This window comes from Streptomyces sp. NPDC051211 (genome assembly GCF_040689505.1).
Taxonomy (GTDB): domain Bacteria; phylum Actinomycetota; class Actinomycetes; order Streptomycetales; family Streptomycetaceae; genus Streptomyces.
In genome coordinates this window covers 1-22874 of record NZ_JBFBAV010000070.1, presented here as the reverse complement: position 1 = coordinate 22874, position 22874 = coordinate 1, and the positions used below count along the sequence as shown (strand labels likewise).

Annotated in this window: 20 protein-coding genes and 1 pseudogene; 16 read left to right on the top strand and 5 right to left on the bottom strand. The window is 68.9% G+C overall.

Features of this window, described 5'->3' with window-relative positions:
• Positions 1-363: 363 nt before the first annotated feature.
• From AB0447_RS34910 to AB0447_RS34875, 8 genes are all read left to right on the top strand, one after another.
• Entirely contained in the window at positions 364-1698 is a 1335-nt protein-coding gene (locus tag AB0447_RS34910) for a protein kinase (RefSeq protein WP_366480968.1), read from the top strand.
• Positions 1699-1931: 233 nt separating this feature from the next.
• Complete coding sequence (locus AB0447_RS34905) at positions 1932-2927, top strand: magnesium and cobalt transport protein CorA (RefSeq protein ID WP_366480970.1); 996 nt, start codon at positions 1932-1934, stop codon at positions 2925-2927.
• A 217-nt stretch (positions 2928-3144) separates the two neighbouring features.
• Positions 3145-3717 (top strand): PadR family transcriptional regulator, encoded by a 573-nt coding sequence (locus AB0447_RS34900; protein WP_366480967.1) that lies wholly within the window; start codon positions 3145-3147, stop codon positions 3715-3717.
• A gap of 123 nt (positions 3718-3840) precedes the next feature.
• On the top strand, positions 3841-5565 hold the full coding sequence (locus tag AB0447_RS34895) for an acyl-CoA dehydrogenase family protein (RefSeq protein WP_366480966.1): 1725 nt from the start codon (positions 3841-3843) through the stop codon (positions 5563-5565).
• Between the two features lie 179 nt (positions 5566-5744).
• On the top strand, positions 5745-5990 hold the full coding sequence (locus AB0447_RS34890; RefSeq protein ID WP_366480965.1) for a hypothetical protein: 246 nt from the start codon (positions 5745-5747) through the stop codon (positions 5988-5990).
• Positions 5991-6450: 460 nt separating this feature from the next.
• Entirely contained in the window at positions 6451-7233 is a 783-nt protein-coding gene (locus AB0447_RS34885) for an ABC transporter ATP-binding protein (RefSeq protein ID WP_366480969.1), read from the top strand.
• Complete coding sequence (locus AB0447_RS34880; RefSeq protein ID WP_366480964.1) at positions 7218-9170, top strand: hypothetical protein; 1953 nt, start codon at positions 7218-7220, stop codon at positions 9168-9170. The genes AB0447_RS34885 and AB0447_RS34880 overlap by 16 nt, the downstream gene beginning before the upstream one ends.
• A gap of 166 nt (positions 9171-9336) precedes the next feature.
• A complete protein-coding gene (locus AB0447_RS34875) occupies positions 9337-9588 on the top strand; it encodes a hypothetical protein (protein ID WP_366480963.1) in 252 nt (83 codons plus the stop codon).
• 634 nt (positions 9589-10222) lie between these two features.
• On the opposite strand, the gene AB0447_RS34870 is transcribed toward AB0447_RS34875, so the two are convergent.
• Both AB0447_RS34870 and AB0447_RS34865 read right to left on the bottom strand, forming a co-directional pair.
• Positions 10223-10879, bottom strand: a complete 657-nt coding sequence (locus AB0447_RS34870; protein ID WP_366480962.1) for a response regulator transcription factor — start codon at positions 10877-10879, stop codon at positions 10223-10225.
• Positions 10876-12018: a sensor histidine kinase gene (locus AB0447_RS34865; RefSeq protein ID WP_366480961.1), complete on the bottom strand. Its 1143-nt coding sequence runs from the start codon at positions 12016-12018 to the stop codon at positions 10876-10878. Before AB0447_RS34865 ends, AB0447_RS34870 begins: the two co-directional genes overlap by 4 nt.
• A gap of 123 nt (positions 12019-12141) precedes the next feature.
• Here AB0447_RS34865 and AB0447_RS34860 point away from each other — a divergent pair, with 123 nt between their 5' ends.
• Entirely contained in the window at positions 12142-12666 is a 525-nt protein-coding gene (locus AB0447_RS34860) for a DUF6326 family protein (RefSeq protein WP_366480959.1), read from the top strand.
• 33 nt (positions 12667-12699) lie between these two features.
• Here the strand turns inward: AB0447_RS34860 and AB0447_RS34855 are convergent.
• Positions 12700-13032, bottom strand: a pseudogene (locus AB0447_RS34855) (transposase); the annotation flags it as partial.
• Between the two features lie 316 nt (positions 13033-13348).
• On the opposite strand from AB0447_RS34855, the gene AB0447_RS34850 reads away from it, so the two are divergent.
• The 4 genes from AB0447_RS34850 to AB0447_RS34835 all read left to right on the top strand — a co-directional run bounded on the left by AB0447_RS34850 (position 13349) and on the right by AB0447_RS34835 (position 17428).
• Positions 13349-14173, top strand: a complete 825-nt coding sequence (locus AB0447_RS34850; RefSeq protein WP_366480958.1) for a S1 RNA-binding domain-containing protein — start codon at positions 13349-13351, stop codon at positions 14171-14173.
• 320 nt (positions 14174-14493) lie between these two features.
• Positions 14494-15591, top strand: coding sequence for a barstar family protein (locus AB0447_RS34845; protein ID WP_366480957.1), 1098 nt, complete (start codon positions 14494-14496; stop codon positions 15589-15591).
• Positions 15592-16096: 505 nt separating this feature from the next.
• Positions 16097-16399: a hypothetical protein gene (locus AB0447_RS34840; protein ID WP_366480956.1), complete on the top strand. Its 303-nt coding sequence runs from the start codon at positions 16097-16099 to the stop codon at positions 16397-16399.
• 267 nt (positions 16400-16666) lie between these two features.
• Positions 16667-17428: a metallophosphoesterase family protein gene (locus AB0447_RS34835; protein ID WP_366480955.1), complete on the top strand. Its 762-nt coding sequence runs from the start codon at positions 16667-16669 to the stop codon at positions 17426-17428.
• A gap of 241 nt (positions 17429-17669) precedes the next feature.
• On the opposite strand, the gene AB0447_RS34830 is transcribed toward AB0447_RS34835, so the two are convergent.
• Positions 17670-19172 carry an SDR family oxidoreductase gene (locus AB0447_RS34830; protein WP_366480954.1) on the bottom strand — a complete coding sequence of 501 codons (1503 nt, stop codon included), beginning with the start codon at positions 19170-19172 and terminating at the stop codon, positions 17670-17672.
• A gap of 57 nt (positions 19173-19229) precedes the next feature.
• On the bottom strand, positions 19230-19397 hold the full coding sequence (locus AB0447_RS34825; protein ID WP_366480953.1) for a hypothetical protein: 168 nt from the start codon (positions 19395-19397) through the stop codon (positions 19230-19232).
• A 668-nt stretch (positions 19398-20065) separates the two neighbouring features.
• Between AB0447_RS34825 and AB0447_RS34820 the strand changes: the two genes are divergently transcribed.
• From AB0447_RS34820 to AB0447_RS34810, 3 genes are all read left to right on the top strand, one after another.
• A complete protein-coding gene (locus AB0447_RS34820) occupies positions 20066-20620 on the top strand; it encodes a hypothetical protein (RefSeq protein WP_366480952.1) in 555 nt (184 codons plus the stop codon).
• A complete protein-coding gene (locus AB0447_RS34815; protein ID WP_366480951.1) occupies positions 20617-20943 on the top strand; it encodes a hypothetical protein in 327 nt (108 codons plus the stop codon). The genes AB0447_RS34820 and AB0447_RS34815 overlap by 4 nt, the downstream gene beginning before the upstream one ends.
• A 685-nt stretch (positions 20944-21628) precedes the next feature.
• Complete coding sequence (locus AB0447_RS34810; protein ID WP_366480950.1) at positions 21629-22504, top strand: NAD(P)-binding domain-containing protein; 876 nt, start codon at positions 21629-21631, stop codon at positions 22502-22504.
• Positions 22505-22874: the final 370 nt, after the last annotated feature.

Sequence of the window (22874 nt, the reverse complement as noted above, 5' to 3'; positions counted from 1 at the left end):
GGGCGGCGGTACGAGCGCCGCCGTCGGGAGTTCCCGGGCGCGACCGCGGGTTCCCGGCGGGGGAGGGTGCCGGGCCCGCAGGCGGCCCGGGTCCGTTCGGATCCGGGTGGCAGTCCGTCGTGCGGGCGAGCCGGCCGCACGACGCCGGGGGAGGGTTGGCGTGCGAAATGGAGGCTGGCGACGCGTCCACTGCTCCAGAGGTGCCGTTGCGAGACGGTCCCTGCTTGGGCTGCGCCCAACCCGCAGTGGTGTCTGCTCCGCTCGCCTGCTCCGAGACCTACAGGGGGTGGACGGGCTTCGAGCGTAGTACGGCTCCTGACGGGTAGGCGCGCGACACAGCCCGCGAGTGGAGGAGGACCCCGTATGTCGGCCCGGCCCGTCCCCGCGTACGGAGCACCGCCCGATCACGACGCCGTGCTGGGTGGCCGTTACCGGCTCCAAGCGCCCATCGGATCCGGCGGTACGGCGGACGTCTTCCTCGGCATCGACCAGGTGCTGGGGCGCGAAGTGGCCGTCAAAGTGTTCCGCGCCGGCACGGACACGGTCACCGCCGACCACTTCTGCGACGAAGCCCGCACTCTGGCCCGCCTCTCCCACCGGGCCCTCGTCACCGTCTATGACGCCGGCCGTCACGGACAGGGCGCTTTCATGGTCACGGAGTTGATCCGCGGCGCCACCTTGCGCACCCGGATGGAGGCCGGCCCCCTCAGTCCTGTTCAGGTGGCACGGCTCGGCGCCGAGATCTCGTCGGCCCTCGACCACGTCCACGCGAACGGCGTCATCCACCACGACGTGAAGCCCTCCAACATCCTGCTCCGCGAGGACGGTTCCCCTTACCTGGCCGACTTCGGCCTGTCCAGAACCGTGCACGACCGCTCCCACAGCGCACCCGAAACACTGGTCGGCACTCTCGCCTACATGGCCCCCGAGCAGTTTCTCGGCCAAGGCGCGAGCACGGCCAGTGACGTCTACGCCTTGGGAGTGACCCTCCTCGAAGCACTCACCGGCCACCGCGAGTACCAGGGGACACCCGTGGAGGTCGGCACCGCCCACCTCCTGCATCCGCCCCGGATACCCGACTCGCTGCCGGCCGACCTCGGCCGCCTGTTGAGGGCGATGACCGACCGGGATCCCGAGGCTCGCCCCGACGCCGCCGACGTCCATCTGCGCCTGCAGCACATCGCATCCGCGCCGGGATCCCGCGCCGCGGTGAGCGCGGCGCCCACGGACACGGACACGGCCACGCACCGCTCACCGTCGCCGCCCTTCACCGCCGCCCGCCGTGCCGCTGAGCCTGTGCGCCCGCCTGTCCCGACGGAGAAGGGGACGCTGAACTCGCGGCGTGCGGCCGTAATGGGCCTCGCGGCCGTGAGCGTGGCGGGCGCGTGCGCGCTCCTGCTGGGCGGCGTTCCGGCAGGGGAGAAGACACCTCCAACCCCTCCCTTCCCCCATCAGGAAGCCGAGGTGGCAGGCCCCCGACGAACCCCGCCCGCCCCGCCGCTTCCCGCGTCGTCGCCGCCGGGAACCCCGCAGCCCTCGGTCGCGCCACCCTCCACCGCGCGCGAGCTCCCGACGGCCACCACCGCCGACCCGTACTCCCGGCAGCCGGGCGGTGAGCGCCCGGCGAAGGCGCCGCAGCAGGCAAAGCCCAAGAAAAACCCGGAGAAAACGGCAGGAAAGAAGGGTAAGGGGCGGTAACGATCCTCGCGCGCTGCCACCTAGTACGGCGGCGAGCCGCTGTTCCTCCCGGCAGCCGATGGGCCCAGCGATCAAGGTCGTCGAGACGGTTCAGGAATCGCGGAGCACGGTACGGGCTCCTGCAGCTGTTACACGGGCGGTCGAGGCCCGGACAGGAGACGCGGGGGCTGGAAGCGCAGCCGGAGCTGCCCGCAGGCGTGCATGAAATCCGGGTTCCGAAGCATGCGCGGGATATGGAATGCGTGGTGTACGAGGAGCGGTCGGGCCGGTCGGAGACCGTCGCGTGCGGCCTTGACGACGAGGCGTGCCGACTGGTGTTGAAGCGGTTGCGAGGGCTGGGCGACGGCGAATTCGGCTGGGTGCGTCTGGTCGACCCGGCCGAAGAGGAGATCGTGCAGTTGGCCACGGAGCTGGGACTGCACCCCCTGGCGGTCGAGGACGCGGTTCAGGCACGCCAGCGGCCGAAGCGAGAGCGCTTCGGCGACGTGCTGACCGTCGCGCTGAAGACCCTCTGGTACATCGAGGAGGAAGCCGCGGTGGAGACAGGCGAGTTGATGCTCTTCGTCGGACCGCGCTACGTGCTCACCGTCCGCCATGGCGAGCTGGATCCAGCAGCCGAGGCAGCCCGCCGACTGGAAGCCGACCCGTCGATGCTGCGCTTTGGCCCCCTGTCGGTGGTACACGCCGTCCTGGACGTCGTCGTCGACGCCTACAGCGAGGCCGCCGAGACCGTGCGCGCCGCGCTCAACCAGCTGGAGGACCGCGTCTTCTCGTCCTGTCGCGTCGACCACACCGAGGACATCTACTCCCTGAAACGGGAGGTGCGTGAGTTCCGGGACGCCGTACAACCGCTGGTCCCGGTCCTGCCCGGCCTCCTGGGCGGACTGGGCGAGGAGGACCGCCCATCGAAGGTCCTGCCCTACTTCCGTGATGTGGCCGATCACCTGCACCGCACCGACACCGAGGTGCGGACGCTCGACGAACTGCTCAACTCGGTCCTCGATGCCCAGCAAGCCCGGGTCGGAACCTGGCAGAACGACGACATGCGGCGCATCTCCGCCTGGGCCGCGATCTTCGCGATCCCCACCATGGTTGCCGGCGTCTACGGAATGAACTTCGAGCACATGCCGGAACTCGGCTGGAGCTACGGCTACCCACTCGCCGTCGGCCTCATGGCAGTGGCGTCAGGCTTCCTCTATCGCTCCTTCCGTCGCAACGGTTGGCTCTAGAAACCGGATCCGGAGGCACGCCCGCCGGGAACGTGCCGCCCCCGCCCGGGGCCGCCTCGGATGCGGTCCCGGTGGCCGAGCCGATAGCAGCCGGCAGCCGGCAGCCGGTAGTCGGCCACGCACCTGCTGTGCCCCTCGCGTGCCGCCGCGGGTGAGCCGCGTCTCACCTGACCACTGCCGCTTGTCTATGCAACGAGTTGCATAGCAGGATCGCGGTATGGCGCTCGACCACGCGATCCTCGTCTCCCTGCTGGAGCAGCCGGGCTCCGGCTATGAGCTGGCCCGCCGGTTCGACCGGTCCATCGGCTACTTCTGGACCGCCACCCACCAGCAGATCTACCGCGTCCTCAAGCGCATGGAGGCCGACGGCATGCTGGCCGTCCGCGACGTCCCGCAGCAGGGCCGGCCGGACAAGAAGGAGTACTCCGTCGCCGGCCCCGGCCGCGCCGCCCTCGCCCGGTGGCTGCACGAGCCGATCGAACCCGAGAGCCTCCGCCACGACCTCGCCGTGAAGATCCGTGGTGCGGCCTTCGACGATCCGGCCGAGCTGATCTGCGAGGTCGAGAGGCACCGTCGGGCACACGGCGACCGCCTTGCGCGCTATCTCGCCGGCGAACTGCGCGACTTCACCGGGCCCGACGCCCCCGCACCGCTCGACGCCGGTCAGGAGCTCCAGCACGTCGTGCTGCGGGGCGGCATCGCGTACGAGCGGATGACGATCGCCTGGCTCGACGACGTCCTCGACACCCTCCACCGGCTGGGCGGGACTCCGCCGACCGCGACCGCCTGAACCGCACCACGCGGCGCCGCACCGAACCGCACTGCGCCGCACCGCCCCCTCCCTCCACGCGTCCGTCCGACCTCCGACTCCCGACCCTCCCAACCCTCCCAACCCCTCGGAAGGTGTACCGCCATGGCCGACACTCTGCTGTTCAACCCGCACACCTACGACCCGGCGCACTTCGACCCGGAGACCCGCAGGCTGCTGCGCGCCACCGTCGACTGGTTCGAGGACCGCGGCAAGCGCAAGCTCATCGAGGACTACCGCTCCCGTGCCTGGCTGGCCGACTTCCTCGCCTTCTCCGCGAAGGAAGGGCTCTTCGCGACGTTCCTGACCCCGGCCCCCGCCGCCGGCCAGGACGAGCCGGACAAGCGCTGGGACACCGCGCGGATCGCGGCGCTCAACGAGATCTTCGGCTTCTACGGACTCGACTACTGGTACGCGTGGCAGGTCACCGTCCTCGGTCTCGGCCCGGTCTGGCAGAGCGACAATCCGGCCGCCCGCGCCCGCGCCGCTGAACTCCTCTCCGAGGGCGAGGTGTTCGCCTTCGGCCTGTCCGAGAAGACCCATGGCGCGGACATCTACTCCACCGACATGCTGCTGGAGCCCGACGGCGACGGCGGCTTCCGCGCCAGCGGGTCCAAGTACTACATCGGCAACGGCAACGCCGCCGGCCTCGTCTCCGTCTTCGGCCGCCGCACCGACATCGAAGGCCCCGACGGCTACGTCTTCTTCGCCGCCGACAGCCGCCACCCGGCGTACCAGCTCGTGAAGAACGTCGTCGACTCCTCGAAGTACGTCAGCGAGTTCAGCCTGGACGACTACCCGGTCCGCGCCGAGGACGTCCTGCACACCGGTCGCGCCGCCTTCGACGCCGCCCTGAACACCGTCAACGTGGGCAAGTTCAACCTCTGCACCGCCTCCATCGGCATCTGCGAGCACGCGATGTACGAGGCCGTCACGCACGCGCACAACCGGATCCTCTACGGCCGTCCCGTCACCGCCTTCCCGCACGTGCGCCGCGAGCTGGCCGACGCGTACGTCCGTCTCGTCGGGATGAAGCTGTTCAGCGACCGCGCCGTCGACTACTTCCGCTCCGCCGGACCCGACGACCGCCGGTACCTGCTCTTCAACCCGATGACCAAGATGAAGGTGACCACAGAGGGCGAGAAGGTCATCGACCTCATGTGGGACGTCATCGCGGCCAAGGGCTTCGAGAAGGACACCTACTTCGCCCAGGCCGCCGTCGAGATCCGCGGACTGCCGAAGCTGGAAGGCACGGTCCACGTCAACCTCGCGCTGATCCTCAAGTTCATGCGCAACCACCTGCTGGAGCCGGCCGAGTACGCGCCCGTGCCGACCCGTCTCGACGCGGCCGACGACGACTTCCTGTTCCGCCAGGGACCGGCCCGCGGCCTCGGCTCCGTACGGTTCCACGACTGGCGCCCCGCCTACGATGCCTACGCCGCCGTGCCGAACGTCGCCCGCTTCCGCGAACAGGCCGACGCCCTGTGCGAGTTCGTGGCCACCGTCGCCCCCGACGAGGAGCAGAGCCGCGACCTCGACTTCCTCCTCTCCGTGGGCCAGCTGTTCGCCCTGGTCGTGCACGGGCAGCTGATCCTGGAGCAGGCCCGCCTGACGGACCTGGACGAGTCCGTCCTCGATGAACTCTTCTCCGTCCTCGTACGCGACTTCTCCGGACACGCCGTCGAGCTGTACGGCAAGGACTCCGCCACCGCGGCACAGCAGGACTGGGCGCTCGGCGCGGTCCGGCGCCCGGTCGTCGACGAAGCACGCTCGGCGCGGGTCTGGGCGCGCGTCGAGGCGCTGGCCGGGGCGTACGAGATGGCGCCGTAACGGCGCAGCCCGGCGGGTGCCTCCACGATGCAGCCGTGGAGGCACCCGCCGTCGTTGTTGCTCCCGGACGCGGTGTTCACGGGGGGCGGGAGGCACGCCGCGGCGGCCGCCTCCCCCGTGTGGGGGATACGGTCGCGACCTTCGGACGATGCCCGGACATCGGAGAGATGGCGACGATCATGACGCATGCCATCACACGCATAGATCGGAGCCTCACCGTGCTGAAGTGGACCCTGCGCGCCACCGCCGTCCTCGCCATCGCCGCCGCAATCGCCGCCCCTGTCGCTGTGCCCGCACCCGAAGCAGTGGTCGCCACAGCCTCTGTCGCCGTCGCCGTCGCCGCGCCCGGCCCCGATGCCCCAGGGGCCGAGCTCACCTCCGCCATGAGCGGGAAGGCGCGGTTGGACCATCCCGTCGCCTTCTAGGAGGCCCGGGGACACTCGGGCCTCTGGGGTCGTTCTTCCGGGTCGGCCCGCGACAGCCCCGGCCGTAGGGCGAACGGTTCAAGGACCGGCACATCAACTTCTTGGGCCACGACCTTTTCGGAATCAAGGCCAGGGGTCCCGGCCAGGGCCTGCTCCCACCGCGTGACCCGGACGCGCCCGGGATGGGGACGAGGAGGGACGGCTACTGCGGACATCGGGCGCAGACCGACGCGAGTGTCCCTCCCGCTCCTCACCCAGACCCGTGACCAGCAGAATCACGATGCACACCTCTCCTTCCTTTGTGAATCAGCCCGCTGTCAGGACAACTCGCTCGGGGCAAAAGCCAATTGAAAGAATGGCCGTAGGCTGACGAGGTCGGCGCTCCGGTGCGGACCGGCTTGCGCGCCCCCAAGAGAGGGATTCGGTGGACGAAGGAGCAGAGCGGACCGTGAGGAAGACGATGGTCGGGAAGGCGCCCGAAGGCGAGGTGGCCGCCTTCCGTCTCGCGGGCCTGCACAAGGTGTTCGGCGAATACAAGGCAGCCGACCACGTGGAGCTGACGGTTGCGCCCGGCTCCTTCTACGGCCTGGTCGGGCCGAACGGGGCGGGCAAGACCACCACGCTGTCCATGGCCGTCGGTCTGCTCAGGCCGGACGAGGGGAAAGCCCTGGTCCACGGGACCGACGTGTGGGAGGACCCGCTGCGGGCGCGCCGCCTGCTGGGCGTCCTGCCCGACGGGCTGGCCATGCCGGAGCGGCTCACCGGTCGTGAACTGCTCTTTTACCTGGGCCAGTTGCACGGTCTGGGTGTCGAGGAGGTCGACCGGCGGGCGGACGAACTGCTCGCCGTCATGGAACTCGACGGTTCCGCCGAACGCACCCTCGTCGTCGACTACTCCACCGGTATGCGCAAGAAGATCGGCCTGGCCACCGCGCTGCTGCACGCCCCCAAGGTGCTGGTGCTCGACGAACCCTTCGAGGCCGTCGACCCGGTCTCCGCCGCCACCATCAAGAAGATCCTCAAGAGGTTCGTGGAACGCGGCGGCTCGGTGCTGATCTCCAGCCACGTCATGGCCCTCGTCGAAGAGCTCTGCGACACCGTCGGCGTGATGGCCCGGGGACGTGTCGTCGCGGAAGGCCCCCTCGACGAGGTCCGCGGCGGCCGCTCGCTGGAGGACACCTTCGTCGACCTGGTCGGCGTCAAGATCGGCGGCGGGGAGGGACTGTCGTGGTTGGCGTCCTGATCCGGATGAAACTGGCCGTGCTGCGCCACAGCACGACCGACGCCAAGATGGCCCTCAGCGGCCTTGGCTGGACCGCCGGAATCTGCCTCGCCATCACCACCCTCGTCCTGGCGTTCTTCGACTTCTCCCATCCGCGGCTGCTGATGGACCTGCTCGCGGTGACGTTCGCGCTGTGGGCGCTCGGCTGGATGGCCGGCCCGATCTTCGCGGGCGAACCCCCGCTCAACGGAGAGCACTTCCACCGCCAGCCGATCCCGCGCCGCACCCTGGCCATGGGCCTGCTCGCCGCCGCCCTGGTCGCCGCCACCACCGCCATCACGCTGGTGGCCTTCGGTGCGCTCATCGTCTTCGCCGCCCGGCTGAGCTGGGTGGCCGTCGTGGTGTCGGTGCCCGCGGTGGTGCTGCTCCTGCTGCTGGTGGTGCTGCTGTCCCGGGTGGTCACGCTGCTGTTCCGCAGCCTGGCCAGGTCCCGCATCGGCGGAGCCGTCACCGCGACCGTCACGGCGGCGATGGTGTCGCTGTGCTCGTTCTCCTGGGTCCTGATCATCGGGGTCTACCTGCTGCTGGAGTACGGGTTCCCGCCCACCTTCTCCACGGTGGTGCGGGCGCTGCCGTCCAGCTGGGGTCTGCTCGCCGTCGAGGCGGCCGCCCGAGGCGACTGGCTGTGGACCGTGGGCCCGCTCGTCGCCCAAGCCGCGGTGGTGGTCGCGCTGTTCCTGGCGTGGAGCGCCCTGCTCGGACCGCAGCGGCTCGCCCGCCCGGTGGTCCGCGGTTCCTCCGCAGAGCAGGCCGTCCGGCGGAGCCCGCTGTTCCGTGGCGACCAGGGGGCCGTCTACCTCAAGGAACTGCGTACCTGGTGGCGCGACCCGATACGCACTCAGGGCATCGTGATGGGCCCGGCCTTCTCGATCATCACCGTACTGTTCCCGCTGATCTTCGGCTTCACCGCAGGGTTCCCGTTCGTCGGCGCGGCCAGCGCGTTGATGGCCGCCGCGACCTGCGCCAACCTCTACGGGCAGGACGGCACGGCGCTCTGGCTGACCCTGACGGTGCCGGGCAAGGAGAAGGCCGACGTCCGTGCCCGCCAGCTGGCCTGGCTGACCGTCTTCGGCCCGCTGACGCTGGCGCTGACGCTCCTCGGCTGCCTGCTGCACGGTGACGCCTCCCTGGTGCCGTGGGCGCTGGCCGGCACCTTCGCCGCGCTCGGCGGCGGGTCCGGTCTGCTGATCTGGGTCTCCGTCGTCGCCCTGGTTCCCGGCCCGGACCCGCACAAGAGCAAGAACTCGCCGATGGACCACGGTGACGTCACCGGACAGTCGTTCATGATGTTCTTCCTGGTCGCCCTCGCGATGTGCCCCGCCCTCGGGGTCGCCTGGGCGGGCCACGCCCTGGACATGCCCGCCCTGCTGTGGGCGAGCGTCCCGGTCGGCCTGCTCACCGGCGCGCTCTGCCACGTGACGCTCGGGTCCGTGGCGGCGAGGGAACTGCGGGACAAGGGCCCCGACCTGCTGCACCTGATGCGGTCGGGCACGCCGGCGTCCACCCCCGACAAGCCGGGCGAGAGCACGGCCAAGTCCCCGTTCGAAACGATGTCGGGCAAACGCCAGACCCTCATGTGGGCCTCCATGGCCGCCGGCATCGTCGGGCTGTTCCCGCAGGGCCTGGTGCCGATGGGCATCAAGCTCAACGGGGCGCAGGACAAGGTCTGGTTCCTCGCACTCCACGTGCCCGAACCCTGGCAGTGGCCGGTGATCGCCGTCATGGTCGTCACCGGCCTCGCCGGGTTCCGGGGCGCCTACCTGGTGTACCGGGCCGAGAAGCGACGGCTCGATGCCGCGGCCGACGCGACGTCGCCGCGGCACAAGGACGGCGGGGACGGGCAGGAACCCGAGGCGACCGCCCCCGCAACCGGGACGGACCGGCTCACCAGCGCCTGACCCCGGTCTCCCACCCACGCTCCACAGACGGGACGCGCCCGCCGCTCGCGGCGCGCCCCGCCGGCCGTTCCGCGTCGGTCCCGAGCCACTGACCAGGTCGTCGGAAGGCTCAATGTGAACCGACGGATAGCGTCAGGCTTTCTGACACGGCGTGAGGAGTCATCGAGTGGGGACCATGGAGCAGGACGCGCTGGTGTCCGCGTACCGTCTGGCGGAGCCGTCGATGGCTGCCGAGCTGATCCGGCGTACGCGCGGTGCGACGCTCGACCTCTTGCGCCACGGGCACCGGCTGCCCCGGCAGCTGACGGAGACGGTACTCGCCTCCGACGACCGCGAGTTGCAGGTAGCGCTCGCCCACAACGCGGCCGGCAACACACCGGACCAGCGTCTGAGCCTCGCACGGCTGGGAGATCCCTAAGTGAGCCGTGCGCTGTACCTGACCGAGAGGTGGCCCCGTAGCAGCAGGGACGACGCAGGAGCCGCCGTACTCACCGCCGCCGACCCTGCGGACCCGGCATGGCGGGCGCCGGGCGGGCTGGTCGAGGAACTGCTTGGCAAGACCTGCTCGGCGGACCTCGCACCGGCTCTGCACGCGCCCTTCCCCGAGCTGGTGCTGCACGCCCTGCGCCACTGCGGTCACTACCTGCCGCTGCCGATGGTGCTCCGAGCCGCACGCCGCCTGCTCAGGCACGGCGGCCCCGAGCAGCTGGCGGCCCTCGCCGCAGTCGTCGACGAGGAGGACGGGCTGAGCCACCCGGGGCTCGCCGCCCGGCTGCGCCGCGCTGCGGCGGCGCCCGATCCTGGTGCCCTCCTGGACGGCGACCCCTCGCCCACCGACGAGCTCATGTACTTCTCCCGTATCCACAGCGGCTGGGAGATCCCGACAGGGATACCCCTGGACTGGGATCTGGTCCGCGCCGAGGACGATAGGCGCCCCTTCTCCGCCCACACCGTCATGGACCTCAACCAGTGGCCTGGCTGCCCGCCGGAGCTGGCCATCGAGGGCCTGCGCACGGAACCCCGGACAACGCCCGTACAGGGGAAGGGTCGGTTCAGTTCCCCACCCGGCCCGTGTCGTACGCCCACATCGCGATCTCGACCCTGTTTCGGGCGCCGATTTTGGTCAGCAGGCTGGCGACGTGGGTCTTGGCGGTCGTCAAGCCGATGAATAGCTCGGCGGCGATCTCGGCGTTCGTGCGGCCACGGGCGACCAGCGTCAGCACCTCCTCCTCGCGTTCGGTGAGCGGCTCGATCGGTTGGGTCCGTCGGCTCGACGGTTCCCTGGCGGTGAGGGTGGCTAGCAGCCGCCGGGTGATGTTCGGCGCGATCAGGGCATCGCCGACGGCGGCGGCATGGACGGCCTGGACGAGCAGCTCCGGCCCGGCGTCCTTGAGCAGAAAGCCTCGGGCGCCGGCTCGGAGCGCGCCGTGGACGTACTCGTCGAGGTCGAATGTCGTGATCACCACTACCGCGATCGGGTCCGGGACGTCCCGCCCTGCGAGGAGCTCGGTCACCTCGATGCCGTCGAGCCCGGGCATCTGGATGTCGACCAGGCACACATCGGGGCGGAGCCGATGCGCCAGCTCGACGGCGGCGTGGCCGTCGGCGGCCTGGCCGACGACCTCGATGTCGGGCTGCGCGTCAAGGATCATCGACAGGCCGGTCCGCACCAGATCTTGGTCATCGGCCACCAGCACGCGCACCGTCATCGGCGTACCTTCGTCGGCAGTTCGGCGTCGACCGTCCACCCGCCCTCGGGCGCCGGCCCGGCACGCAGCGTGCCGCCGAGCAGCTGCACGCGCTCGGTCATCCCCAGCAGCCCGAAGCCGTGGTTCACCGACCGTGCCGGGTCGATCTGTCCGTCGTCGGTCACGCGTAGTCGCAGCCTTCCCGCGCCCTCTACGACCTGGATCTCCACACGCGAGGCGTTGCGGGCGTGCCGCAGGGCGTTGGTCAGCGCCTCTTGCGCCACCCGGTAGACCGCCGCGTCGACCTGGAGCGGAAGTTCGTTTAGGTCATCTGGCAACTCCACGTCGACGACCGGGACCGGGTCGCGGCGGGCGAGGGACACCAGGTCGGCAACGCCGGGCTGGGGGGCGTACTCCGCCGGCGCTCCGTCGCGCAGCACCCGGACCATCGCCCGCATCTCCGCGAGCGTCCGCGACGCTTCCCCTTCGATGACCGCCAGCGTCTCGAGCGCCGCTTCAGGTCGCTGCCCGGCCATCGCCCGGCCCGCCTGCGCCTGCACAGCGATCGCCGAGACGTGGTGGGCGACGATGTCGTGCAGCTCGCGCGCGAGGCCGACCCGCTCCTGGCTGCGGATCTGGTCCAACGCCCGGCGCCAGCTCTCGGCGCGGTAGCGGAACGCCGCTCCGCCCGCCGCCGCCGCCGCCAGGATGGCGAACCCGCCGATGACGTCGACCGGCCCGGTGTAGTCGGTCGCTATGGCGAATGCCGCAGCGACCGTCACCACCGCCAGCCCGATCACGATCTCGCGCCCTGAGCCCCAACGGACCAGCGCGTAGACGAGCACCAGGACGTAGACCATCGTGTTCAGGCCCACGCTCGGGACCCCGCCCAGCAGGCTCGCCAGTCCCAACGCCATGCCGGTGCCGAAACCCACCACGACACAGGCCAACGGGTGGGTACGCCGCCACAGCAGCACCGGCGCGAGTCCGACCGCCACGATCGTCGCGAACGGCCGCCAGGCGACGTCGTCCCGGAGGACTCCCTCGAGCAGCGCCGTCACCATCAACACCCCGACCAGCACCCAGTCGCGCGACACCCGTTCGGGAGCGTCCGTGGCGCGGGGCTCGGCCCACAGCGAGCTCAGGGCGTTGGTGATCACACACCCAGTCTAGGGACCGCCGAAGCGTCGGGGACCGGCCCAAAGAACGAGACGCCGCTCCTCCCAACGGCCGAGGCGGGTCCGGCCTCGATGCCGATGGGCCCGCCGCCGGGCTCAGCGATCGTGGACCTGCCGATCCTCACCACAACAACGGAGCCCATGATGAGAACACGTCAACCCACCACACTGGAAGACCAGCGGATCCCGGTGGGAGCCAAGCTCGCCGCAGCGTGGACAAGCTTCGCGTTCCTGTACGCCTACGTCGACATTCTCGCCTTCTTCAGGCCCGGCGTCATCGATGACATCCTGGTCGGCGTCGTCTGGGAGTTCGACATCAGCCAGACGTTGTTCACCGTCTTCCTCGCGCTCATGGCGATCCCGATCCTCATGGTCGTGCTGTCGATGACGCTGCCCGCCCGGGCGAACCGCATCACGAACCTCATCGTGGCCTCGCTACAGGTCCCCTTCGCGGCATTCAACGCGGTGGGCGAGTCCTGGACGTACTTCTACGGCCTTGGCGTCGCACTGGAAGTGATCGTTCTCGCCCTCATCCTGCGGTACGCCTGGACCTGGCCCCGCACCGCACCGTCGGCGACCATGGCGACCAGCCCGGACCGTGAAACCGTTCGCGCCCAGCAGCAAGCGTGAACCCAAGAGCAGTCCCCGTCCTGTTCGGAGCCAGGTGATCCGCATCCCGTCGGCGTCGGTGATCCGCAACTGGGCGCCGGGGTGGGGCCGTTCCTTGCGGACGATCAGCCGCATCCCCTTCGGCCACCCTTTCAGGCAGTCGCCGGCGGGTTCGGCGACCCAGGCGCCGTCGCGGATCTCCCCGCCGGGCTCGACCGCTGGGGTCCAGGCCGCGGCCGGGACCTTCAGGACGGCCTGGTGGATGGCGTCGGTGATGGTCATGCCGACCGAGTGGGACGGCCACCGTCCCCGCACCGTCAGCCAGTTGACGAACGCGCGGGTGCCTCCGCCGGAGTCGGTGCGGATCAGGGTCCGGCGCCCGCGCCGCCGACATCACCCGTTCCAGGCCGGTCTTGCGGACGGTCTCGGCCAGCAGCACCGCCCCGGCCTGGGACACCACGGTCCGGCCGCCGCCCTCGACGCGGACACGCGGGTAGGACCCGATTACGCTTACTCACCTGAGAAGTGCTTCTTTCCTCGCGACCGACAGGACCTTCGACAAGCCCTATCTTTGCCGGTCAGGAGCACTTCTGGCGGTTTCGATCAAGCCTCGGACGGCAGCCCCCGTGAAAGCCCGAGGCTAGTTGGAACCTGGTCACGAGAGGTGACACCAGTGCGACCGGCGCCGACTAGGCTCACCTCCATGTCCGAGCCAGACCCTGACCCCCGCATGCAGTCCCTGGCCAACCAGCTCCGGTCGTCAGGGGCCGTGAGAACGGTGAAGGTCACCGGGTTCGACGGATCGGACGTCCTGGTGCAGCTCGTAGATGCCGAAAGGGGAAGGGCCGAGATCGGCCGGATTCCTCGACATGAGGCGTCGATGCGTCGGATGGAGCATCCATCTGAGCTGTTTGAGGTCGGCCAGGAGATCAATGCCGAAGAGATCGGCCGTTGGCGCGAAGGTCAGCTTCATCTCTCCGCCAGGGCGTGCGAGATTCCGGCCTTGCGGTCCTTCCTCCTCGCGCTTGAACGAGGGCAGGTCGTGGCCGGGACGGTCTCCCAGGTTCACAACTTCGGGGTCTTCGTTCACATCGATGGCGAACCGGACGGCCTCTGCACAGGCTTCATCCGGGTGCCGGACCTGACGTGGGGCTGGATCAACCACCCCTCCGAGGCAGTCGAAGCCGGCCAGCGGATCACCGCTGAGGTGATCATTGCCGAGACGCGCTCCGGACAGGTCACGCTCTCGTTGAAGGCTCTACAGGAAGATCCGCTGATTCGGTTTGCGGATCAGGTCGGCCGAGTCGTCACAGGGCCGATCACCAAGATCGTTCCCTTTGGTGTGTTCGTGCAGCTTGCTCCCGACATCGTGGGGTTCCTACACCTCTCAGAGCTGACTGACGAGCCAGTCGATACCCCGGATCAGCTTGTCGATGAAGGCGAGCTGATCACGGTGGAGGTCGCCGAGGTTGACCTCCAGCGTCACCGGGTGCGGCTGGGCGCCGCTGGCGGAGCGGACAGAACCTAGCGAATGGACGTGCTGGTGCCCGATTCGATCTTCTCGATGATCTTCGCAACTGGTGCCAAGGAAACTGACGACTCACGGTTGGTTGCACGAAGCGTGACCAACCGGGGCCAACAAGCGTGTCCCACAGGCCAGAGACCATCAGGTCGCCGAGCCTCACTGCTTCCAACTAACGTGTCCAGGCTCAGTTACCGCGACTTTTCGAGACAGATGACATCGAGTCGTACCGGCTGACACCGACCATTTGTGCCGCTGGCCAGGGACGGCCGCGAGTCTGCGGCCAGCAGAACATCCCGGCTTCGTCGTCGGAAGGTGGGCGGGGCATGATTTCCGCTGTGCATGAGGACGAGAAGAAGCGCGGGGACGCGCGGTACACGCTGACCGGGACGAAGGACGGCCGAGTCTGGGGCGTCTGCGCCGAGGCGGAGGGACTGTTCGGAGAATCCCAGCGCGGGACGTACGAGCTGTTCGGCTGGGTTCCGGAGGAATCCGGCGTACCTGCTTGGGTCGGCAGCCGGGTGTGGCTGGTGCCGGATGACGAGGCACTCGACGCCTGGTTGCTGGAGGACGCAGAGAGTTTGGGGCAGTTCCCCGGGACGGACAGTCTGCTGCTCACCGGCCTGGACGACTACGAAGGTCCGCCTGAGGGGCACAGGGGCCGCGTTCGCCTGCACGACGGTCACCGCTGGCTGGGATCATGCCGGGAATTCGCCCGTGTCCTGTCGCCCGAGCAGGTGCAGCCCTCGCTTGTCCTGCGGGGGCTCGCCCAGAGTGATCAGCTGAGGGTGGCGCTGATGAAGGGCACCCGGCGGGCGCTGGATCTGGAGGAAGCCGCTCTGGAGATACGCGATAGCCAAGGTGAGCTGCTTACTGATCGGCTGCTGTGGGCCACGGTCAGCGACTGGCGCCCATCCTCCTGCGGGGCGGATCTGATCGACCTGGAGCTCGACGGGGGCCGCTTCACACCCGTTCCCGAATACGCCAGGCCCATCTGGGAGCGGTGGCTCGCTGGGCCGCCGGACGCCGTGAACGGTTGGGCCAGCCTCGATACCCGCCGCCGCGGGGCCTGGCATGACCTCGTCCGAGAGCGGGCCTGCCGACGATCTCACCTTGACCGGCCAGCCGGTCACGCCTACGAACTCGATGGCCGGCACATCACCGACGCACCAGCCCTCTATCTGGCGCTCGGCGAGGCGGTCAACGGGCCGGGTGGCTACTTCGGCGGCAGTCTCGCCGCCCTTGACGACTGCCTGCGCGGCAGTTTCGGCTACACCGCCCCCGCCACCCTGCTCTGGCGGGACGCCGCGATCGCACGCGAGCACCTGTCCCGGACCCTGACACCGGACGGCCGGCCTTACGACCTGTTCGCCTCAGTCCTTGAGGTCCTGGCCGAGGGCGGCATGGACGTCACCCTGGCATGAGCTGACCACTCGGCACTTTCAGTCCTCACTCATCTCCTCTGGCTCACGTTCCGAGCAAGCTACTGACTCAGACACTCCGCGGTGCCCAGTTGTGCTCAGATGCCAGCCGAGTGGCACGGCGGCTGGCGGCGACTGGGCTGAAAACTTTGGTGCAGGTGTCAACAAGCTGGGCCTTCTGGATCTCAACGGGGCGAAACTGCTTGGCTAAGGCCCAGTTCAGGCGATGGACTTGATGTCACCTATCTCCAAGAGTCCAGTTGCGATCAGTTCCAGAAGAACGGTCCCCGTTGCCGGCCGGGGGTGCTGTTGCGGGTGCGTGGCCGAGGTAGAGAGGGCAAAGATCCCATCGGATTCACGTCACCTGGACCAGCTGGCCACGGAGTACGACGGGGATGCCGAGTTGCGGGATCGGCTGCGGCCCGGGGACGGTTGGTCACGTCGGTGGAGTCCGACATGGCGGGTGGGTGCCGGCGACGCATCGGAGGCGCCGTCACAGCCGTTTCGGTTGGACTTCGAGCACGTGGGCGGGCCGTCCTGGCACATCCCGAACTTCCTGGCCCTGATCGGCGGTGGGATGTGGCTGCTGGACGTCCGCCCGATGGAGTTGATCCCGTCCGAGATCTCCATTCCCGGAGAGTTCACCGATCCGGGGATCCTCGGCCCCGAGTACGCCGGCAAGACCATCCCGATGCGCACGGTGATCAGGATCGGGCAGGACGGCGGCCACGTGTTCGACATGCACTTCACCCCGCCGGGCCGGGCGGAACGCCTGGCCGACCGCGTCGTCTACACCAGGCTGAAGAAGTAGACCGGAGCCCGGGCCGCAGGCGCAGTCCGGGCCCTCCCTGGGCGTCCCGGCCGCCACCATCCACCCTTGCTCATCGAGACGGGCACCGACCCCTACCGCCTCGCCGGCACCCGAGCCCGAGCCGAAGAGCTTGCTAAGGCCGGCTGACCGGTAGAGCCCTTCCAGACGGGCCGCCGCCCTCCCTGACGGCTGCCGGACACCGCGACGCAGCTACGCGGGAAGCGAACGGTTCCATCTCCAGCCGGGTGTCATTCCACAGTGGTGACCATGCTGAGCCAAGTAGCCGTCCTCTCTGACATCCACGGAGTCCTGCCCGCGCTGGAAGCAGTGCTCGACGAGCCGGAAGTACGCGCCGCCGACCGCATCGTGCTCACCGGCGACATCACAGCCGGCCCACAACCGGCCCGGGTCCTGGACTTGCTGACCGGGCTCGGAGACCGCGTCATCTGGATCAGCGGGAACGCCGATCGCGAACTTCTCGAATACCGGCGCGGCCAACGCGCCGCCATCCCGGACCCCATCGCGCCCTGGGCCGCCGAGCAGCTACGCAGGGACCACCTCGACCTGCTCGCCCGCTTGCCGAATTCACTCACCCTGACCCTGCGGGGCATGGAGAAGGTCTTGTTCTGCCACGCCACCCCTCGGGACGACGAGGAAGTCGTCCTCGTCGACTCCAGCCTCGACCGGTGGCAGGAAGTGTTCGGCGACCTCGACGCCGACGTCCGTACCGTCGTCCTCGGACACACCCACATGCCCTTCGTCCGCCTCGCCCACGGCCGGCTCGTCATCAACCCCGGCAGCGTCGGCATGCCCTACGGGCGGACCGGAGCCCACTGGGCACTCCTGGGTCCGGGCGTCGAACTACGCACCACGAACTACGACATCGAGGCCGCCATCAGCCACGTCACCCAGGACTCGTCCTATCCAGAAATCACAGAGTGGGCCGACTACTTCCTCCGGGCCCACGCAAGCGACGCAGACGCCCTCGCAGCCTTCGGCCCCCGGGACGGACGCACTGACACCGCATGACGACTACGCGATCGACGTCCGACAGCCGACTCAGATCCCACGTGACGTCAAAGGCGGTGGACAACCCGTTGGACTGACCGCTCGTTGCTGCTCGAACTGCTCGAACCTGCAGTGAAGACGAGCAGATGGATCCGGACGACGCTGGCTCGGCGCGGCCGATCCCGCCGGATACCGCCCGGGCGGCGGGGGACAGGATCGGCCTGCTTGGACCCCGGATGGCCCGCTGCAGAGCAGGGAGCGGTCACCATGCGACGTGCTGATAGTCCTTGAGGAGGACGCCGTGGATGGGCGTGCCGGCCTGCCCTTGCACGATGGGGTGGTAGATGCGCGCAGCGCCGTCGACGATGTCCAGTGGCGGACGCCATCCGGTGGCGGCGTGCCATTCCCGGGCGGGGAGTGGCTTTTCGTCGGTGACCCAGCCGGTGTCGACGCTGCAGGTGTGGATGCCGCGAGTGGCCAGGTCGGCGGCACTGGTTCGGGTGAGCATGTTCAAAGCAGCTTTGGCCATGTTGGTGTGCGGATGATCGCTGGTCTTGTTGCGGACGGCGAACTGACCTTCGACGGCGGAGACGTTGATGAGGTAGCGGTGTGGGTGCGGGGAGGATTCCAGCAGGGGCAGCAGGCGGTCGGCGAGCAGGAACGGCGCGATGGCGTTGACCAGCTGGACTTCAAGCAGCTCGGCCGGGTCGACCTGTCCGAGCCGTAGCGTCCAGGAGTTGGTGGCGGCCGTTTCGGTCAGCAGGCCCGCCTCGTCGACGGCCTTCTGCGGCAGCGGGGCGGCCGCCGAAGCGGAAGCCGGGTGTGTGGTGCCGGCCAGGGCGTAGGACGCCTCGGGCCGAGGCGTGAGTTCCGCCGTCCATCGCAGGGGTGCGCTGCGGGGGCCGGGCACGGAGAATCCCGGAGCGGTCCAGATGCGCGGCGCGGCGAGTGAGGTCGGGGTGGTCTCGGCGGCGGCCAGCGCGGTGTAGGCCTGAGGAGAGCGGCGCAGGGTCTGGGCCGCATTGTTGATCAGAATGTCCAGGGGCAGGCCCTGGGAGTGCAGCTGGTCGGTGAAGGCGAGGACCTGCCGGGGGTCGCGCAGGTCCAGGGCGGCTATCCGCAGCCGGTGCCACCAGTCAGCGGCACCGGGCGCTGCGGCGAAGCGGCGCACAGCGTCCTGGGGGAAGCGTGTCGTCACGGTGAGATCGGCCCCGTCGCGCAGAAGCATCAGCGCGACCTGGTAGCCGATCTTGACGCGTCCGCCGGTCAGCAGCGCACGCCGGCCGGTCAGGTCGGTGCGGGCGGTGCGTCGGGTGAGATTCTCTTCGGCGCACTGAGGGCACAGCAGGTGGTAGAAGTGGTGGACCTGCCGGTAGTGGTTCTTGCAGACATAGCAGCGTTGCGGGCGGTTCAGCAGTCGTGTATGCCCGTCGCTGTCCGACGTACCGTCTGGAGGTTGACGCGTCGCAACCGAGCCGGACTGAAGCTGAACATACTCGCGGACGGTCAGGCCGCGTTGGCGCGGAGTTTCGGTGGGCAGCGCGGCGTCCATGATGCGGTCGGGTGCGCCGGTCGCGGTGGCAGCCAGCAGTTTCGCGTCGGCTGCGGCCCGAGCCGCACGTGTCTGAGCACGGCGTCGATGCCGCCCGTCCCGGACGAGGTCGCTGGCAGCCTGTTCCAGCAGGCGGCGCTGGGCATCCTCCACCGGTAGTTGCCGCGCCTGGTGCAGCAGGTCCAGACAGGTCTGTATGTGCTCGCTATCCATGGGATGCCTTCCGTGTGTCATGTGGCGGTCGCAGATATCCCCGACGCCTGTTGCCGTTTATCGCACCTGGTAGACCGGGCCGCGCGGCGTGAAGGGCAGCCGGGCACCTGGGGGATGAGGAAGCTCGTGCTCGCGGCGGACCCGCAGCACGTCGCAGCGCCCGTCGGCGACGATCAGAATCAGGCTGTCAGCGGGGAAGTCAGATGCCTGTTCCAGCAGGTGCACGCCCGACTGAAGGACGGACGCCGCGACCTCTTAGCCGGATCCGCTCCGGGAAGGGTTCCACGGCCGGCGCCGTAGGCGAAGGCCCAGAAGACGACGCGCACTCCGGCACTGCGGGCGGGAGTAACCGAAACAGCTACCTGCACCAGGATTCCTTATCGAACATGTGGGCGCATCGACGCGCAGTGACGACCATGGTGCAGGATCGACACTCCATCCGTCACTCACATTTCATCCGCACTGACCCCGGGCGGACTACTTGATTCCGCCGTCGCCGCCCTCATGGGTCAATGTCTCTCGGTCGCCACCGCTCCTGAGAGTTCTCTTGGCTGCGACTGCTTCGCCACGGTCGGCCTGACAGCCCGCCAGTCGCGATGACCACCCCTCCCGCCCACCCGGTCACTGCCGAACTCGCCTGCGGTAGAGCCCACCTCGACGCGCCGCCGTAAAGCGTACGAGCGAGCGTCACGCGCGTTCGTACGCCGTGAAGGGGGGGCAGCGAAGAGGTATCCAGGCGGGCGACGATGAGCAGGCCCTTGTGCTCGGCATGCAGCCGATCCGTCCTGTGCGAGGCGCGTCCTCGTTCGTGCGTGTGGCCATCCTTGCTACCCCCTGGTGCGACGCAGCCGCCGATCGGCAGGCAAGGCGTCGCGCGGTTCCCCCTGGCGGTGATGATCACAGGTATTCGGCCATCCGAACGAGAGGGCTGGCCGTCCCTCGGGTGCCTGACACTCCACGACGCCGCGGTCATCGACCACGGTTCGCTGGTCAAGCTGAAGGAGAAGCAGCTCGAGGAGGCCGTCGAGAGCCTCGGCCAAGTCCCGCACAGGAGCTGCCATGCTCTCGCTCTTTCTGTCAGTGGTGATCGCCATCATGAAGGCATGACCAACCCGAACCTGACCACTGGAAGTGTGTGGCGGCTCCACCAAGGCGACCGGGAGATTGCCCGGCTGACCGTGACCGGAGCCGACATGCCCTGGACTTACGCCGAAGTCGACACACGTCCTGGCTTCGAAGAGTTCCGTCCCCTCTTCGCTGAGCAAGAGCGGGCTGTCGCCGACGAGGACTGGGAGCGGGCCGACGCCTGCTACACCCGGATTCGCAGTGCGCTCACCATGATGTTTCCCGACGGCAGCCCGGTTGCTGAGTTCATGCTGCACATCCACGACGACGGCACCGCCGGCTGGCGCTGGCACGACGAGCCCTTCGACACGGCGAACCAGTGACGCGCTGGGTTCGCTGCTTCTGGGACGAAGAAGCCGTCTGGTTCTACTTCGAACTGGACAGCGATGGGTACGTGATCCGGCAAGTCGAGTTGCAGGAGCCCGGAAGCAAGGCTTTGGCCGCTGCCTCCCTGGCCGAGTGGCAAGAAGCGCAGAGTGCCGGTCGATTGGCCGAGTACGAGAGTGTCTACGGTTTGACTGCGGAACGGCCTATCTCTGAGTGGGAGGGGCACGATCCGCAGTGGCTGTCGGCCAATGAGTTCGAGATCGTTTGGTCGACCACCCGTCGGCAGCTTCAGGATTGTCAGCAGCGCCATCCTTCCTGAGCGCGTCCCCTACTGCGGCCTCTGACCAGAAAACTGCCACCTTCAGTACGAAACTTCCGCGACGCGTTGTCACTCCCCCAGTGAGTCGCGGTTCGACCTGTCATCCCGCAGGTCGACGGTCCTCCTCTGCAAGATCTAATGAGACGGGACAGACGCTTCAAGCACCGAGCCGGCGCCGGAGACCGTCACGGTCATACCAGAGCGCGACCGTCGAATAGCCCCCCGCCCGGCACCGTCCCGGCGCCGGATGCCCGGCCCCGCCCGCTTCGGCCGGCACGATCCCGAGCCAGTACGCCTCGTGGTCCCGCTTTCGGCGAAGCAGTCGGACAGGGCGTGGCGTTGCCGTTCTTCGCGGGCAACTTGCTCGGCGAGGACTCCGCGGGCGGCGTCCGGGGCGACTGCGGCGAGGACCAGGCGCTCGGGTGCCTCCCGAAGTAGGGTTCGGGCCGCCGCGGAAGAAGTGGTCGTCGGAGCCCAGTACGCCCTCCGCCTCCTTGACGAACTGCCTTGGCGCTGAAGGAGGAGGCGTGCTGCGGCGATGGCGATCCGGTCTCAAGTGTTGGCCTATCCCATGTGCACACCACTAGTTAGAACGTTCGCTCTAGGGCCGTGCTACATTGCCCGTACGCTCTAAATAGAGCGCTCGTTCTAGCCCGTCCTCATGAACATGACCCGGAGGTTTCCCATGAGCAGCAAGCAGCCCGTGACCGTCCTCGGACTCGGCCCGATGGGGCAGGCGATGGTCCGCGCCTTACTCGACCAGGGTCACCGCGTCACCGTCTGGAACCGCACCGCTTCCCGTGCCGATGCCCTGGTCGCGCGCGGCGCCGTACTCGCGAAGAGCGCCGAAGACGCCCTGAGGGCCAACGAGCTGGTCGTGCTGAGCCTGACCGACTACGACGCGATGTACGCCGTGTTGGAACCGGCGTCCCACGCCCTGACCGGCCGCGTGCTGGTCAACCTCAGCTCCGACACCCCGGAGAAGACCCGCGCCGGAGCGCGGTGGGTGTCCGAGCGCGGCGCGGTCCACCTCACCGGCGGCGTCACCGTCCCGCCTTCCGGCATCGGACAGCCCGAATCGTCCACCTTCTACAGCGGGCCGCGCGAGGTGTTCGAGGCGCACCGGTCCACCCTTGAAGTCTTGACCGGCACTGACTACCGGGGCGAGGACCCCGGCCTGGCCGCGCTCCTCTACCAGATCGGCATGGGCATGTTCTGGACGTCCATGCTCAGTTACTGGCAGGCCATAGCCCTCGCGGACGCCCACGGCCTCACGGCAGCGGACATCCTCCCGCACGCCACCGAGACGATGACGGGGATGTCGGGTTTCCTCTCCTTCTACGCCGAGCGCATCGACGCCGGCGAGCACAACGGCGACGTGGACCGCCTCGCAATGGGCATGGCCAGCGTCGAACACGTTCTGCACACCCACGCCGACGCGGGCATCGACACGGCACTGCCGGCCGCCGTGGCCGCTCTGTTCCGGCGCGGTATGGACGCCGGGCACGCGGCAGACAGCTTCTCCAGCCTGGTGGAGCTGATGAAGACGGCCAAGGCATAGCCGCAGCTCGACGAAATCGTCTGTCTGGACGTGATCAGCGAGGATACCTGACCGACGGGGAGTGGGCCGAGCGTACCCGGGAAGAGTTCGTTGGGGTGCCGTTGACGAACGGCGAACCAACCGACATGTAGCTGAGCATGACGATGCTCCGGTTCCACCGTGACCGGCCCGGCGGCGGGCGGAGCGGGTACGCGAAGGTGCCATGGGTGGCTGCTCCCTGTACCAGCCACCGGCTACCAGCCAGATGTTGCGGGACAGGACATCGCTGACGCCCTCTAGTCTTCTGAGTCAGGAATTCTGTTCAGATATGAGGCGAGGCGTTCGAGGATCTCGTCGGCGGTCTTGGTCCAGACGTAGGGCTTCGGGTCGG